Origin of the sequence: Pseudomonas sp. QD4 (genome assembly GCF_049199125.1) — a bacterium.
In the GTDB taxonomy this organism is placed as follows: Bacteria; Pseudomonadota; Gammaproteobacteria; order Pseudomonadales; family Pseudomonadaceae; genus Aquipseudomonas.
In genome coordinates, this window is record NZ_JBLZOM010000004.1 from 500,443 (window position 1) to 515,002 (window position 14,560).

General features: G+C 64.3%; 18 protein-coding genes. 11 read left to right on the top strand and 7 right to left on the bottom strand.

All coding sequences use genetic code 11. From position 1 onward, the window contains the following. The first annotated feature begins 92 nt into the window (after window positions 1-92). Window positions 93-740 carry a glutathione S-transferase family protein gene (locus ACOZJV_RS25395; RefSeq protein ID WP_078472462.1) on the top strand — a complete coding sequence of 216 codons (648 nt, stop codon included), beginning with the start codon at window positions 93-95 and terminating at the stop codon, window positions 738-740. Here ACOZJV_RS25395 and ACOZJV_RS25400 read toward each other — a convergent pair. Further along, window positions 737-2,161, bottom strand: a complete 1,425-nt coding sequence (locus ACOZJV_RS25400; RefSeq protein WP_421548776.1) for an MFS transporter — start codon at window positions 2,159-2,161, stop codon at window positions 737-739. The genes ACOZJV_RS25395 and ACOZJV_RS25400 overlap by 4 nt on opposite strands. A gap of 141 nt (window positions 2,162-2,302) precedes the next feature. On the opposite strand from ACOZJV_RS25400, the gene ACOZJV_RS25405 reads away from it, so the two are divergent. Beyond that, on the top strand, window positions 2,303-3,223 hold the full coding sequence (locus ACOZJV_RS25405) for a LysR family transcriptional regulator (RefSeq protein ID WP_421548777.1): 921 nt from the start codon (window positions 2,303-2,305) through the stop codon (window positions 3,221-3,223). Between the two features lie 74 nt (window positions 3,224-3,297). Beyond that, window positions 3,298-5,133 carry a gamma-glutamyltransferase gene (gene ggt, locus ACOZJV_RS25410; RefSeq protein ID WP_421548778.1) on the top strand — a complete coding sequence of 612 codons (1,836 nt, stop codon included), beginning with the start codon at window positions 3,298-3,300 and terminating at the stop codon, window positions 5,131-5,133. A gap of 18 nt (window positions 5,134-5,151) precedes the next feature. Here the strand turns inward: ggt and ACOZJV_RS25415 are convergent, their stop codons facing one another. Beyond that, window positions 5,152-5,571 carry a hypothetical protein gene (locus tag ACOZJV_RS25415; RefSeq protein WP_201127938.1) on the bottom strand — a complete coding sequence of 140 codons (420 nt, stop codon included), beginning with the start codon at window positions 5,569-5,571 and terminating at the stop codon, window positions 5,152-5,154. Window positions 5,572-5,873: 302 nt separating this feature from the next. Then, window positions 5,874-6,803: a hypothetical protein gene (locus tag ACOZJV_RS25420; RefSeq protein WP_421548779.1), complete on the bottom strand. Its 930-nt coding sequence runs from the start codon at window positions 6,801-6,803 to the stop codon at window positions 5,874-5,876. A gap of 631 nt (window positions 6,804-7,434) precedes the next feature. Between ACOZJV_RS25420 and ACOZJV_RS25425 the strand changes: the two genes are divergently transcribed. The 3 genes from ACOZJV_RS25425 (at window position 7,435) to ACOZJV_RS25435 (ending at window position 8,492) form a co-directional block, all read left to right on the top strand. Beyond that, window positions 7,435-7,728: a DUF3077 domain-containing protein gene (locus ACOZJV_RS25425; protein ID WP_078472468.1), complete on the top strand. Its 294-nt coding sequence runs from the start codon at window positions 7,435-7,437 to the stop codon at window positions 7,726-7,728. An 87-nt stretch (window positions 7,729-7,815) separates the two neighbouring features. Next, entirely contained in the window at window positions 7,816-8,124 is a 309-nt protein-coding gene (locus ACOZJV_RS25430; RefSeq protein ID WP_078472469.1) for a type II toxin-antitoxin system HigB family toxin, read from the top strand. Continuing rightward, window positions 8,121-8,492: a helix-turn-helix domain-containing protein gene (locus tag ACOZJV_RS25435; protein ID WP_078472470.1), complete on the top strand. Its 372-nt coding sequence runs from the start codon at window positions 8,121-8,123 to the stop codon at window positions 8,490-8,492. The genes ACOZJV_RS25430 and ACOZJV_RS25435 overlap by 4 nt, the downstream gene beginning before the upstream one ends. A gap of 11 nt (window positions 8,493-8,503) precedes the next feature. On the opposite strand, the gene ACOZJV_RS25440 is transcribed toward ACOZJV_RS25435, so the two are convergent. Further along, a complete protein-coding gene (locus ACOZJV_RS25440; protein WP_020297680.1) occupies window positions 8,504-8,902 on the bottom strand; it encodes a winged helix-turn-helix transcriptional regulator in 399 nt (132 codons plus the stop codon). A gap of 121 nt (window positions 8,903-9,023) precedes the next feature. Between ACOZJV_RS25440 and ACOZJV_RS25445 the strand changes: the two genes are divergently transcribed. From ACOZJV_RS25445 to ACOZJV_RS25455, 3 genes are all read left to right on the top strand, one after another. Continuing rightward, window positions 9,024-10,025, top strand: a complete 1,002-nt coding sequence (locus ACOZJV_RS25445) for a zinc-dependent alcohol dehydrogenase family protein (protein WP_421548780.1) — start codon at window positions 9,024-9,026, stop codon at window positions 10,023-10,025. Window positions 10,026-10,096: 71 nt separating this feature from the next. After that, window positions 10,097-10,813: a polyphenol oxidase family protein gene (locus tag ACOZJV_RS25450; protein ID WP_421548781.1), complete on the top strand. Its 717-nt coding sequence runs from the start codon at window positions 10,097-10,099 to the stop codon at window positions 10,811-10,813. 118 nt (window positions 10,814-10,931) lie between these two features. Continuing rightward, window positions 10,932-11,504: a hypothetical protein gene (locus tag ACOZJV_RS25455; protein ID WP_201127944.1), complete on the top strand. Its 573-nt coding sequence runs from the start codon at window positions 10,932-10,934 to the stop codon at window positions 11,502-11,504. 18 nt (window positions 11,505-11,522) lie between these two features. On the opposite strand, the gene ACOZJV_RS25460 is transcribed toward ACOZJV_RS25455, so the two are convergent. From ACOZJV_RS25460 to ACOZJV_RS25470, 3 genes are all read right to left on the bottom strand, one after another. After that, a complete protein-coding gene (locus tag ACOZJV_RS25460; RefSeq protein WP_421548782.1) occupies window positions 11,523-11,876 on the bottom strand; it encodes a gamma-glutamylcyclotransferase family protein in 354 nt (117 codons plus the stop codon). A gap of 90 nt (window positions 11,877-11,966) precedes the next feature. Beyond that, the gene (locus ACOZJV_RS25465) at window positions 11,967-12,446 is read right to left on the bottom strand and encodes a GNAT family N-acetyltransferase (protein WP_421548783.1); all 480 of its coding nucleotides are present in this window, start codon (window positions 12,444-12,446) and stop codon (window positions 11,967-11,969) included. A 48-nt stretch (window positions 12,447-12,494) separates the two neighbouring features. Further along, the gene (locus ACOZJV_RS25470) at window positions 12,495-13,136 is read right to left on the bottom strand and encodes a LysE family transporter (RefSeq protein ID WP_421548784.1); all 642 of its coding nucleotides are present in this window, start codon (window positions 13,134-13,136) and stop codon (window positions 12,495-12,497) included. Window positions 13,137-13,274: 138 nt separating this feature from the next. On the opposite strand from ACOZJV_RS25470, the gene ACOZJV_RS25475 reads away from it, so the two are divergent. Then, the gene (locus ACOZJV_RS25475) at window positions 13,275-14,084 is read left to right on the top strand and encodes an AraC family transcriptional regulator (protein WP_078472476.1); all 810 of its coding nucleotides are present in this window, start codon (window positions 13,275-13,277) and stop codon (window positions 14,082-14,084) included. Window positions 14,085-14,164: 80 nt separating this feature from the next. Continuing rightward, window positions 14,165-14,560, top strand: a complete 396-nt coding sequence (locus tag ACOZJV_RS25480; RefSeq protein WP_201127950.1) for a cupin domain-containing protein — start codon at window positions 14,165-14,167, stop codon at window positions 14,558-14,560.

Consider the following 14,560-nt stretch of genomic DNA (forward strand, 5'->3'; position numbering starts at 1 on the left):
TCAACGCCCCCTGTTCAAGATCGCTGGCGTTCCTGGGCAGGCACTGCTGCCAGGACGGTTCGACATCAATGGGCGCTCAAGGAGAGTTGGCAATGCTTCAAGTATGGGGACGCCGCAGCGCGTTCAATGTGCAGAAAGTCATGTGGCTGATCGGTGAACTGGGCCTGGCCCATGAACACATTCCCGCCGGCGGCAGCTTCGGGATCAAGGAAACACCGGAATTCCTGGCCATGAACCCCCACGGCCGGGTGCCGCTGATCAAGGACGGCGAGACCGTGGTCTGGGAGTCGCACGCGATCCTCAGGTACCTGGCGGCCACTTACGGCGCAACGGCACTCTGGAGCGACAACCCGGGGCAGCGCTCAGTGGCCGATCGCTGGATGGACTGGGCCCAGTGCAGCCTGCAAACCACTTTTATCAACGGGGTGTTCTGGGGCGGGTTTCGGACCCCGCAGGAGCAGCAGGACAGCGTGGCGCTCAAGGCCAGTGTCCAGCGCTGCGCCGAGCATTTTCAGTTGCTCGATCAGGTGTTGAGTCAGCAACCGTTCCTGGGCGGCAACGAGTTCTCCCTGGCGGACATCCCGGCAGGCACAAACCTGTATCGCTACTTCGAGCTGGAGATCGAACGCCCTGTCATCCCCAACGTCGAGGCCTGGTACGCTCGCCTCCAGGAGCGCCCTGCCTACCGCGAACACGTGATGATTCCCTTCGCCGAGATGCGCGGAAAGCTCGACTTCTAACCCCCATAATCGGCACGACTGGCCCCTGGGGAGCGCTGCGACCAGCGCGCAATAACCAGGGCCATGAGCAGTAACCCCGTGGCCACGGCAAAGCTGACCCGCAGGCCGTGGCTCATGGCATCGGGCGCACTCGTACTCAGCTCGGAGGCAGATGACGCCAACGCGAACACTGCGCCGATGACGGACGCACCGCTGATCAGCCCGAGGTTGCGCGACAGGCTGAGCAAGCCGGACATCGCGCCGCGCTGATCGGCCTGGACGTCCTGCATCACCGCGGTGTTGTTGGCCGCCTGGAACAGTTGATAACCCGGGGTCAGGATCACCAGCCCGGCCACATACCCGACGACGCCGAACAGCGGTGCCAGCACGCTCAGCGCAACCGCCCCGGCGAGCATGCCGAACAACCCGAGCACCACACCCCGGGGCGCCCCCAGTTGGTCGACGACACGCCCCGCCGGCACCCCGCTCAGTGCTGAAACCACCGGCCCCATTGCCATCACTGCACCGACCACGGCCAGGTCGAGCCCCAGCCCACGGCTGAGGTAAAACGGCCCGACCACCAGCGTCGCCATCATCACCGTCGACACCAGGACATTCATGAGCAGGCTGGCGCCGAGCAATGGCTCGCGAAACAACGCCAGGCGAATCAACGGTGACGCCACCCGGCCCTGCCCCCAGACAAACAGCCCGCCGGCGAGTGCCGCCGTCAGCAGCAGCGCGGCATTGCGCCAATCGAAACGGCCATGCCCGAGGGTCGTCGCCAGGGCATAAGCCGCGAGTGCCAGGGCCAGCAACAAGGTACCGCTGTAGTCAAAACCGACCGGCCCAGCCTCGGCGCGTGGGCGATCGGCCGGCAAGTAACGGTAGGCCAGGGCCAAGGCCAACAGGCCCAGGGGCAGATTGAGCACAAAGATCGCGCGCCATCCCAGCCAGGCAATCAGCACGCCGCCCAGGGCCGGGCCCAGAGCTGTGCCGATCGCCGACATGCTCCCCAGCAGGCCCATGGCGCTGCCGGTTTGCGCCTTGGGCACGCTGTCGCCCACAAAGGCCATGGCCAGCGCCATCATGATCGCCGCCCCCAGGCCCTGGATCGCCCGCGCGCCGAGCAACCACCCCAGGTTCGGCGCCAGGGCGCACCCGAGGGAGGCCAGCGTGAACAGGGCAATGCCCGCCAGCAGCAGGCGCCGGCGTCCCATCAGGTCACCAAGGCGGCCGACGCTGACGATCAAGGTGGTGATGGCCAGCAGGTACGCCAGGACGACCCACTGCACCTGCTGGAAAGACGCCTCGAACGCCTGGGCCAGGGCCGGCAGGCCGACATTGGCAATGCTGGTGCCGAGGGAGGACAACAGCATCGACAGTGACAGGCTGGCGAGCACCCCGCGCAGCGCAGGCTCCGGGTGGGCAATGATCGGCTTCACGCTGTGCTCCCTTTTTGAGCGCCGCACAATGCAGCTGGCAACAGGGTATGGCCCGCACTGACAAGGCGGAAGACGCAGCATTTGCACTTCAGGTGTGCACCAGACGCCATACCTCGATCCCGCCTGTGCTAACGTCGCTGCATGTCAAAACCCGACCTCAACCTGCTGTTTACCCTCGATGCCCTGCTCGCCGAAGGCAATGTCACGCGCGCTGCCCAACGCCTGCACCTGAGCCCGTCGGCCATGAGCCGGGCCCTGGCGCGCCTGCGTGAAACCACCGGCGATCCGCTGCTGGTCCGGGCTGGGCGGGGGCTGGTGGCCACACCGAGGGCCCTGGAATTGCGCGAGCAGGTCAGCCGCCTGCTGCAAGAAGCACAAGCCGTGTTGCGCCCCGTCGAACAGCTGGACCTCAAGCGCCTGGTGCGCAGCTTCACCCTGCGCACCAGTGACGGCTTTGTCGAAACCTTCGGCCCAACCTTGATCGCCCGCATCAGCCAGGAGGCACCCGGGGTGCAACTGCGCTTTGTGCACAAGCCCGACAAGGACAGCACGCCCCTGCGCGACGGCACGGTCGACCTGGAGACCGGCGTGGTGGGTCAAACCACTGCGCCCGAACTGCTGACCCAGGCCTTGTTCCGCGACCGTTTTATTGGCGTTGTGCGCCAGGACCATCCCTTGACCCGGGGGGCGATCACCCCGGCGCTGTATGCGGCTGGGCGGCATATCGGCGTCTCGCGGCGTGGTCAGGACAAAGGGCCGCAACAGATCGAGCACGCCCTGCACACCCTTGGCTTGCAGCGCCAGCAGGTGGCCATCGTCGGCGGCTTTGCCAGTGCCCTGGCGCTGACCCGTGGCGACGACCTGATCGCCACCGTGCCTGAACGGCATACCGCCACCCTGCGCACGGGCCTGCACAGTTTTGCCCTGCCGCTGGTTTTGGCGCCGATCACCGTGTCCATGCTCTGGCACCCACGGCTGGACGCCGACCCGGCCCATCGCTGGCTGCGCGCCTGCCTCCGGGAGATCTGCGCAGAGCCCACCGCAACCGACATCCCCGCCTGAACAGCCGGCCGCCCACTGCTGTACATTGCCGCCACGGACGACACATCATTTTCCCAGTGAACGGAGTTCAACGCGTGTTTTCGATCTTCCATCCGCGTCATCGCCGGCTTACCACCCTCTCGCTGATAGCCGCCGCTCTCACCCTCAGTGCCTGCAACAACCCGCCTCCCAGCACCGCCCTGCCCGCGGCCCCGGAAATCGCCTCGGGCTACCGCAGCGACCTGCACACCCGGTATGCCGACCAGCACATGGCCGCCGCCGCCAACCCGCTGGCAGCACAAGCCGGGCGCGAGATCTTGCGCCAGGGCGGCTCGGCCATCGACGCGGCAATTGCCATGCAAGCCGTGCTGACCCTGGTGGAACCGCAGTCTTCGGGCATCGGCGGCGGCGCGATGATCGTGCTCTGGGACGGCAAGGCGGTGCGCACCTACGACGGCCGGGAAACCGCACCGGCCGGCGCCAGCGAAAAACTGTTCCTGCAAGCCGACGGTCGCCCCATGCCCTTTCCCAAGGCGCAGATTGGCGGACGTTCGGTGGGCACCCCGGGCGTCTTGCGAGCCCTGGAACTGGCCCATCAACAACACGGCCGCCTGCCCTGGGCGCAATTGTTTGAGCCGGCTATCCGCCTTTCTGAACAGGGCTTCCCGATCTCCCCGCGTCTGCACGGCATGATCGTGGCCGACCCTTATCTGGCGCAGTCGCCGGACATGGCCGGGTACTTCCTCAACAGCGACGGCAGCCCTAAGGCCGTGGGCACTCTGTTGCACAATCCAAGGCTGGCGGCGGTGCTGAAACGCATCGCTCATGAAGGTCCGAATGCCCTGTACCAGGGCCCGATCGCCGAGGAAATCGTGGCCAAGGTCCAGGGCCACGCCAACCCCGGCAGCCTGTCGCTCGACGATCTGCAAGGCTACCGGGCCAAGGAGCGCGCGCCGCTGTGCAGCGACTACAAGCGCTGGCAGGTGTGTGGCATGCCGCCGCCGTCGTCCGGTGGCATCGCCGTGGCGCAGATCCTCGGCACCTTGCAGGCGCTGGAGGCACGTGACCCGCGCTACGCCCTGGCGCCGCTCAAACCGGTGAAAACCAGCCTGCCGGCCGGCCTCGAACCGGCGCCGCAAGCGGTGCATCTGATTGCCGAAGCCGAACGCCTGGCCTACGCCGACCGTGGCCTGTACGTGGCGGACAGCGACTTCGTGCCGGTGCCGGTGGCCGGCCTGGTCGCCCCCGATTATCTGGCCCAACGCGCGGCGCTGATCGGCGAGCGCAGCATGGGCCTGGCCCAGCCAGGCAAGCCGCAGGGGATTGAAGTGGCGTACGCCCCGGACCGTTCTCCGATGCGTATTTCCACCTCGCAAGTGGTGGCGGTGGATGACCAGGGCGGCGCGGTGTCGATGACCACCACCGTGGAAGCCGCCTTCGGTTCGCACCTGATGGTCCAGGGCTTCATGCTCAACAACCAGATGACCGACTTTTCCTTTATCCCCGAAGAAAACGGCCAGCCGGTGGCCAACCGCGTGCAGCCGGGCAAACGTCCGCGCTCGTCCATGGCCCCGACCCTGGTCTTCGATCGCGCCAGCGGTGAACTGCTGGCCACCGTCGGCTCCCCCGGTGGCTCGCAGATCATCGAGTACGTGGCCAAGTCGGTGATTGGCATGCTCGACTGGAACCTCGACCCGCAAGCCGCCATCAACCTGCCCAACTTCGGCAGCCGCAACGGCCCCACCGAACTGGAGCAAGGCCAATTCACACCGGCCCTGAAACAGGCGTTGCAGGCCAGGGGGCACGCAGTGAACGAGATCGACATGACCAGCGGCACCCAGGCCATCGTCCGCGTGCGCGACGCCCAGGGCAAAGCTTCATGGGCCGGCGGAGCCGACCCACGGCGTGAGGGTGAAGCGTTGGGGGATTGAGCCGAAACTGAAAGGGGCCTACTGCGCAGTAGGCCCTTTCATCGCCGAAGCATCACGCACGGCCAGATCGAACACCGCAAGCACCACGGCAATCGATACCCAGGCCGTCGCCCAGCACTTGATGAAGATCCAGGCAAAAGTCAGCGCCGACAGGCCATAGGGCGAGCCCATGACACCGGCGAACATCAGGGTCAGGTACAGTTTTGCGCAGTACAGCAAGGCGAACAGCGTGGCGCCCCAGGAAGCGCAAAACACCAGCGACCCCATGCGCCCCCGCGATTCATTCGACGTCTTGTGCCGACGGACAATAAAAGCCGCCGCCAGGGCTCCAAGCCCGGTGTACAACGCCAGTTCGAACAGGCTGCTGATCCCCACCATCAGAATGGCCAACGCCTCAAGTGCACCAAAGGTGCCCACCAGTTTCATATCCAGACGCATCGTGCGGGCTACTCCATTGCCGTGCGGGAGCGCCGCGCCACCGCGCAAACGCCCCCAAAATACCGGGACCTGTGGGTGTACAGATCACAGCACTCCCATGAATGAGCGGCCAGGGTGAACCTGTGCTCGCGGGTTATCAACCGTTCCAAGGCATTTAAATCAGAGCGGTTTGAAGGGATTGGAACGTGCTGCGAACAGCGAGTCGGCCACGAGCTGTTGGGGCGTGCATTGATATCAACGCCGGGCGCACGGGAGGAACGCAAAGCGTTTCATCATCAATAGCGCCGAAACACACCTGGCCCTCAGCGCGTCCCCAAAACCCTGACGCGCAACACCCGCGCATCCAGCAAGCCCAACAGGGTCGCCACGGTGATAAAGACCACACCCATAGCCTCGGCCAATTCCGGCAGCAGCGAGCGCTGTATCACCTCGACAAAAGTCCAGGGGAAGTCGGAGAAAGCCAGCACCAGGGTCCGGCACGCAATCACCAGTGCGGCAAACAGGCAGGCCGCCGCCAGGGCGCAGAACAACACCGAAGGCCACAGGGGCTGATCGGCGCAGCGCGGTGCAGAAACCCGCCGAGTGAGGCGCACCGCACCCAGGGTGGCGATACAGGTGGTGAGTACAAGGCCCGTGTGCTCCAGGCCCCACAGCACATTGCCCAGCACCATCAGCGCGGCCAGCACAAAGAACAGCGCGACAAAGTGTTTATCGCGCCTGGACACCCGTCCCAAGCCGGGGAGCCAGGCGCTGCGGCGACCGCCGATGGACGCCAGCGAACTGCCGTCGCCGGCGAAATGCAGCGGCACCCGGGGTTTGCTTTCCGGCTCGGCCACCGGGGCGCCCATGACCTGCGGGTCGAACCAGGCCAGCGCGCCGCCCACCGTCAGCAGGCTGATGCTCCAGCCCTTGAAGAAGGTCCAGCCCAGGTCCAACTGCGGTGCCGGGAAGCGCGCGCCACTGCGGGCGTTGACCACCAGGTCCAGGTAGAGCTTGGCGCTGTACAGAGCCGCAAACAGCGTGGCTGCGACCAGGGCACACCCCACCACACTCGGCCAGACCTCAGGTGCCCGCAGGCGGCGGCTTTTGTGGCGAGCAGTGATCAGCGCCGCCAGCAAGGCCCCAAAGCCACTGAACAAGGCAATATCGAACGGGCTATAGACCGGCAACAGCAGCAACGTCAGGGTTTCAATCAGGAAAAAAACCAGCAGCAGCTGGATATCGTGACGCATCGTACAAGCAACTCCTTTTGCCTGGAGGGGCGGTGCAGCGCCCTTGGGATTAGCCGATATCGCGCAGCGCAAAGGCAAGATGCGCAACAGGGCGCGCATCCTAGCCTTGAGTGGGCGGCGCAGGCAAAAAGAAATGTGTCATGAACCACCAGTGTGGCGAGGGAGCTGGGTCGCGCAGCGGCCCCAAAAATGGGACTGCTTCGCACCGGCCCACCGGCGCCCCCATCGGGAGCACGCTCCCTCGCCACAGGGTACTTTTCGCTTGTTCGATCACTGAAGTGTCAGAGCCTTCTCAAACCATTTCCTGCCAAAAACAACATTTCCAACTGCACCGTCACAGAATGTCGCAGCTACGCCGCTGCAGCGCGGCACCTGGGCCTTATTCTCCGTCCGTCGCTGCCCAATCGGCGACCGGGCTTGGCGGCCCGCCCACGAAAGGCGCAACGGCGCCAATAACACGATTGCAGGCGCTTTTTTTGTGCCCGCTTTTCTGTGTCATGGCGGATTGCGCAGGGACCCCTTCGGGGGTGCCGGTTCCTTTCGTGCCGGTCCGCCAACCTTGTGCAATCCGCCACCCTAACCTGCTTGGCGGCAGGCGGTGGAGGTTCCCAACACGAAAGGAGTCGTCACCATGAACCACACCCCAGCTCCGTCCCCTACCCTCACCACCCTCGGCGATATCGCCTTTGCCGACTGCGGCGAACACCCCCACCCGCTGTTTCGGGTCAATGCCGATGTGCCCGCAGCCGATGCCCTGCCGCATGCCTCGGCGCTGCTACATCTGGCAAAACAGTTCTCTCTGGAAGCCGCCTTGGAACCCCAGGTCGACCGCTATGCTTGGGCAGCACATTACTTGGGAGAGATGGCCAGGGCAGCGATGGATGATGTGCACGCTGCGCTAGCGGCGGCGTCTGAACGGCGCTGACCCAAGACGGGCAGAACCCTCTGCCCGTCCATCGCCTACTCTCCCCATTGACTTGTTTAGGTCCCGGGATGGGACTAGGATCCCGCCATGAGAATTATCGCCATCAGTCATTTGAAGGCCTTCTGGGAGAAGCACCCCGATTCGGAACAAGCCTTCCTGGCCTGGATTGACGAGGCAAAAACCGCCCACTGGTCCACCCCTGTGCAAATCAAGGAACAGTACCGCAGCGCCAGCATTCTCAAAAGCCGCAGGGTCGTGTTCAACATCAAAGGTAATGACTACCGGCTGGTGGTCGCCGTGGCCTACCGCTTCGGCGCCCTCTACATAAAGTTCGTCGGCACCCATGCGCAGTACGACGCCATCGACGCCGACCGCATTGATATGGAGCAAGCATGAATATTCGCCCTATTCACACCGACCAGGACTACCGCGCGGCGCTGAAAAATGTGTCGCCATTTTTTGATGACGAGCCCACCCCCGGTACCCCTGAAGGCGATTACTTCGACGTGATGGTGACCCTGATCGAGGCCTATGAGGCCAAGCACTTTCCAGTCGACCTGCCGAACCCGATCGAGGCCATCAAGTTCCGCATGGAACAGTCGGGATTGTCGGTGGCCGACCTGGTACCCGCCATCGGCCGTACCAACCGGGTGTACGAAGTGCTCAATGGCAAGCGCGCGCTGACCCTTCCGATGATCTGGAAACTGCACCAGCTGTTCGGTATCCCCGCGCAAAGCCTGATCAAGCCGGTCAAACCGGTGTAATCCCCCCGCGTTCACATAGCCTGTGCAGCCCCCATCCGCTCACGGTTATGCATCAACTCATCCAGCGCATCGGCATTCTCGTCAGCCCACGAGTACAGGGCCCTCAAGGGCTCGACAAAGCGCCAGCCCAGGGGTGTGAGGGCGTACTCCACCCGCGGTGGCATGTCCTGCAATACGGTACGGGCCACTGCGCCATCGCGCTCCAGCTCGCGCAAGGTCTGGGTCAGCATTTTCTGGGAGATGCCCGGCATGCTGCGTTGCAACTGGCTGCTGCGCGAGGCTCCGAAGCTCAGGCAGTACAGGACCATCGAGGTCCACTTGGTCGACAGCAGCGTATGAATGCGCCGTGGTGGGCAGGTTTCTTCGACGATCAGGGGACCGGCTACAGGAACGTAAGTGAGATCGCTCATGGTGACTTCCGCAGGTCTTGGGCACTAAAAAGTGCCTGATTTACAGTCAGGCACCGGCGACCAATAATTCTACCCATCCACGGCGGCGATCACCGCCCCGTCATTGATTCGAGGTTTGACCATGTCCCTGCCCACCACCATGCGCGCCTTGGTGCTGCACGATTACGCCAGCGGCCGCTTCAGCGAAAGCCAGGTGCCGCTGCCCCAGGCCGGTCCCGGCGAAGTCCTGGTGCGGGTAGTCGCCAGCGGGGTCAACCCGATCGACTACAAGATCCGCACCGGCAACGCGCCGTACGCCATGCCGGAACTGCCGGCGATCATCGGCACCGACCTGGCGGGCGTGGTCGAAGCCGTGGGGGCCGGCGTCAGCCAATTCGTTGTCGGCGATGAAGTCTATGGCCTCACCGGCGGTGTTCGTGGCCTGCAAGGCTCGTTGGCCGAATACGCCGCGGTGGACGCCCGCTTGCTGGCCCATAAGCCAAGCACCCTCAGCCTGCGAGAAGCGGCGGCCATGCCCCTGGTGTTCCTCACGGCCTGGGAAGGGCTGGTGGACCGGGCCAAGGTCGGCGCCGGACACAAGGTGCTGGTGCATGGCGGTGCCGGTGGCGTAGGCCATGCAGCGGTGCAGATTGCCCGCTCCCTGGGGGCCGAGGTGTTCGCCACCGTGTCGGCCGGTAAAAAGCACATTGTCGAAGGCTACGGCGCGACCGCCATCGACTACCGCACCCAGGGCGTCGCCGATTACGTGACGGCCCACACCGCAGGGGCCGGGTTCGATGTGATCTACGACACCGTCGGCGGTGCCAGCCTGGATGACTCGTTTGCCGCCATCGCCCACTACGGCCATATCGCCAGTTGCGCCGCCTTTGGCCAGCATGGGCTGGCCGTGGGTTCGCTGCGCTGCATGACCCTGTCCGGGGTATTTGTCCTGCTGCCCATGCTCAGCGGCAACGGCCGCGCCCATCACGGTGACATCCTCAAGGCGGCGGCGCAGATGGTCGAACAAGGCCATTTCAAACCGCTGCTGGATGCCCGGCGCTATACCCTGGCCGAGGCCCACGCCGCCCACGATGCCGTCGAGCAAGGCACGGCCGTGGGCAAGGTGGTGATCGATATCGCCTGACAGCTCCCGCCACGACAGGCTGGATCCCGCTATGCTCTGCCTCCTCCTTGTATGGAACAGAGCAACCGGCCATGAGTTTTCCCGCAGCCATCCTGAGCCAACTGCCGGGCATCGAACATGACTTCGCCGCAGTCGATGCCCCGCGACCCGCGTCGTTGTTCTTCTGCGCCCAGGCTCACACCGCCACGGTGATTGAAATCGACGAGAGACAGCCCGCCGGAGTGATCGAGGCCGACGCGGTCTTCACTCGCAGCCGGCGCCCCATTGCGGTGATTACCGCCGACTGCCTGCCGCTCCTGGTCGCCTCTGCCGACGGCGCACTGGTGGCGGCCATTCATGGCGGCTGGCAGGGTTTGCAGCGCGGCATCATCGGCCATACGTTACAGCGCCTTGAGGCAGAGGGCGTTTCACGCCAGCAGTTGAGGATTGCCATCGGCCCCGCGATCAAGCCGTGCTGCTATGAAGTGAGCCCCGGGTTTATCGCCACTCTGGAAGCGACCCAGGGGCATCTTTGGCAAGGCACACAACCGCCCTGGTTCGACGCTCAACCCCAGCCGCAACGGGCTCCAGCCATAGCACCGCCACCACCGACGCAGGCGGGCAGCCTGTGGTTTGACCTGAACCGCTACGCCCTCCTGCAACTGCACGCCGAAGGCATCACGGCGGAGCAAGTCGCCGTCAGCCCATCGTGCACTTATTGCTCCACCCAAGCCCTGGCCAGCTACCGCCGTCGAAACCATCGCGGGGAAGCCAAGGCCTTTCAGTATTCATGGATCCAGCGAGCCTGATACCCAAGGTTCAACTTCGCACCACCGAACAGAGGGTGATCCGTCGCAATAGCGCCTGGGCTTCGCGCGACGGCTGCGCTAACGTTGCACATTTTCCAGATCACCACAGGGAGTGAACGTGTCCGATAACCTTTATTCACCGCCACAGGCGCCGCTGCTGCACACCCCAGTGCAGGAGCAACAAGCTTTTTACGTGGTGTCACGGGGCAAGTTCCTGACCCTGTTCGTACTGACGTTTGGCCTGTACCAGTTGTTTTGGGCCTATCAGAACTGGCGCCAGTTCAAACAGGCCACCCAGCAGCCGATGTGGCCCATGGCGCGGGCGTTTTTTGCGATTTTCTGGACCCACGCCCTGTACCGCGAGGCCGATGCCTGGATCAAGCAAAACGGGCGCAGCCACCCTTGGCGGCATGCAGAACTGGCGACCTGGTTTGTATTGCTGGCGATTGCGAGCAAGGTGCTCGATGCCATGGTCAGAAAGAACATCGGCGCGCCGCTGCTCGACATCATCAACCTGGCGCTGATTCCGCTGCAGGCCGTGGTGACCTTCGAAGGCCAGCGCGGGCTGAATGTCGCCGGCGGCGACCCGCAAGGCCAGAGCAACGCACGCTTCACGCCCATCAACTACGTTTTTATCGTGATCGGCGTGGTGCTCTGGCTATTGGTGGCGGTGGGCCTGCTGGTCACCTAGCAGACCCACTGCCAGGCCTTACGCGCTGACGTAGACCCAGGCCTGAATCCCGGACTGCAACGCCACGCTGACGCGTTTGTAGTCCGCCACTTCGTAGCTGTCCGCGGCGGCCAGCTCCTGCGGGGTGATTTGAAACACGGTGCCCGGGATCGGCGCACTGGCCGCGCTGCCCGGACGCAGGATCGGGTGATGGGTCTTGCCGCTGGCAGCCAGCACTTGCGGGTCGGTGATTTCCACCCAGGCCTGGTCATAGCCCAGCATGGCGTCGGCGCTGCCGTTCAACTCGCGGCCGAAGTTGGCGATCTGTACGGCTTTGTCTTGCAGGGTGCCATAGGAAAACAAGTGAACCGTTGCTTCTGTTGCCACGCTCATCGGTACCTCCTGAATAGATAAACACTGTGCCTCAAGGGCGTTTTTCCAACCCGGGCGCGGGGCACTGCTGACCCGCGCCCGTTACCGGATTCAAGCCGAGGCGTAACGCAGGTGGATCAAGGCGACGCGCTCGTCCAGCTTGTTTTTGCGGGATTCAATGGCGAACGGCACAAAGCCCAGTTTCGGGTACAGCAGCAGTCCGGCGACGTTGCTGTTGAAGCACGACAGAGTGACCTCGGCGGCCTGGTGTCGACTGCGGGCGATCTCGATCATGTGCAGGATCAGCGCTGCACCGACACCGGTTCCGCGGGCCTCGGGGTCGACGATGACGTTGCCGATGGTGCAGGTGCCCTGGGCTTCCCAGAGGTAGAAGTTGGCGAAACCCACGACCTGGCCATCGCGCTCGATCACCGTTGAATCACTGCGCTTGGCGATGGACTCGCGCAACTGCTCGTGGGTCAGCGGCCAATGGGCGGCCGGGAAGAAAAAGAACAGGTCCTGCTCGGTTTGGGCAAAGCTGCAAACCCGTGGAATATCCCGTTCTTCTGCTGCGCGGAAGGTGAAGCTCATGCTCTGTCTCCTGACATCAAGATCCTGCCATTACGCCAACTCGCTGCCTCAGCGGCTGGCCACCAAATGGGCACCGAACAGCATGTAGCAACTGCCGGCAAAACGTTCCAGCCACTTGCGTGAGCGGCCATACGCCCCGGCCACGCGGCTGCTGGCAAAAAACAGCGCCACGCTGCAATACCAGCAGAACGACAGCGACGCCATGGTCAGCACCGCCAGGGCCAGCAGCAGCGGTGGCAGTGTCGCCGGCATCGAGGTGGCAAAAATTGTGGCGACAAACAGCGCCGACTTGGGGTTGGTCATGTTGCCCAAAAAGCCCAGGCGGTAGGCCGAGAACAGGCTGCGCGTCGGCTCGTGCGGCAGGCCATTGGCGTCGACCGCGACGGCCGGTTTACGGCGAAACTGCTTGAGCCCCAGGTAGATCAGGTAGCAGCCGCCAGCGATCTTGAACGCCAGGTACAGAGCCGGCGCCGCGGTGAACAGCGACTTGATCCCCAAACCGCCCGCCAGGCCCCAGAGCACGGTGCCGCTGGCCACGCCCAAGGCGGCGAACAGGCCGTGGCGCCTGGAGCAACTGGCCGCAAGCTGCGCCGTGGTGAAGAAGTTTGGCCCCGGGGTGATGACCGCAACGGTCCAGAGCAACGCCAGCGACAGCAAGGGAGCCGCGTAGATCAGGTGTGGGAGCTGCATGAGCCAACCGCCATGACAGGAGAAGGGAGAGCACGTTCTACTCCACTCCGGGGCTGTGGATCAACCGGTATGCCGGCTGACAGCGCTTGCGCCTTGGGTTAACGTGCGTTCCTTGCCCCTGCTACCAAGACCGCTCCAATGGCCAAGCCAACGCCCCCGACCGACTGGGTTCACCGCGCTCCCCCTGCCCAGGGGCTGGAGCGCATCGAGGCTTTTTTTTCGGGCCATGGCTACGACCCTCATCGGCATGACACCTACGCCATCGGCCGGACCCTGGCCGGTGTCCAGAGTTTTCAGTATCGCGGCGGTTGGCGGCACAGCCTGCCCGGCGCCACCATGGTCCTGCACCCCGACGAGCTGCATGACGGCGAAGCCGGGACCCAGGAAGGTTTTCAGTACCGGATGCTGTATGTCGAGCCGGCGCTGATCCAGCAGATCCTCGGCGGCCAGCCGCTGCCCTTCATCAAGGACGGCCTGTCCAGCGACCCGCGGCTGGCCGCCGCCACCGACACCTTGCTGCGCAGCATGCACAGCCCCCTCGACCCGCTGGAACAGCAAGACGCGCTGTACGACCTGGCCCAGGCGCTGAATGCGGTGTCCGGCGTGCCGCTGCAACGTCAGCGCTTCGATTACCTGGCGGCGGAACGTGCCCGCGAACTGATCCACGGTGCCCTCGAGCGCAGCGTCACCCTCGACGAGCTGGCCGAGCACAGCGGCCGCGATCGCTGGAGCCTGTCGCGGGACTTTCGCCTGTTGTTCGGCACCAGCCCCTACCGCTACCTGACCATGCGCCGCCTGGACCTGGTGCGCGCCCTGTTGATGCAGGGCCAGTCGCTGGTCAGCGCGGCGCTGATGGCCGGCTTTACCGACCAGAGCCACATGACCCGCCAGTTCAGCAAGACCTACGGCCTGCCCCCGGCCCGCTGGCTGAAAATGCACGGCCGCTGAGCCACGCACAATCGTACAAGAAGCGCAAAAGACCGCTGGCTACTCTGGGCACTCAAGAATCAATTGCCCGGAACCCCGCCATGACCACGACCACCAATCAAATCTCGACCCTGCCCTACCAAAGCCTGAACTTCGCGCAGAAGCACAGCCTGTTCAGCGAACACTGGCAAGCCAAGGTCATCGCCGAAATGAACGACTACCAGTTCAAGCTGGTAAAGCTGCTGGGGGATTTCATCTGGCACGACCACCTCGACACCGACGAGACCTTTATCGTCCTCGAAGGCCAGTTGCGGATCGACTTTCCCGATGGCCAGGTGTTCGTCAACCCGGGGGAGATGTTTGTCGTGCCCAAGGGCCTCAAGCACAAGCCGTTTGCCGAGCACGAAGTGAAACTGCTGCTGATCGAACCCAAGGGCGTGCGCAATACCGGCCATGAAGGCGGCGAACGCACCGCCGCCAATGACGTGTGGATCTAA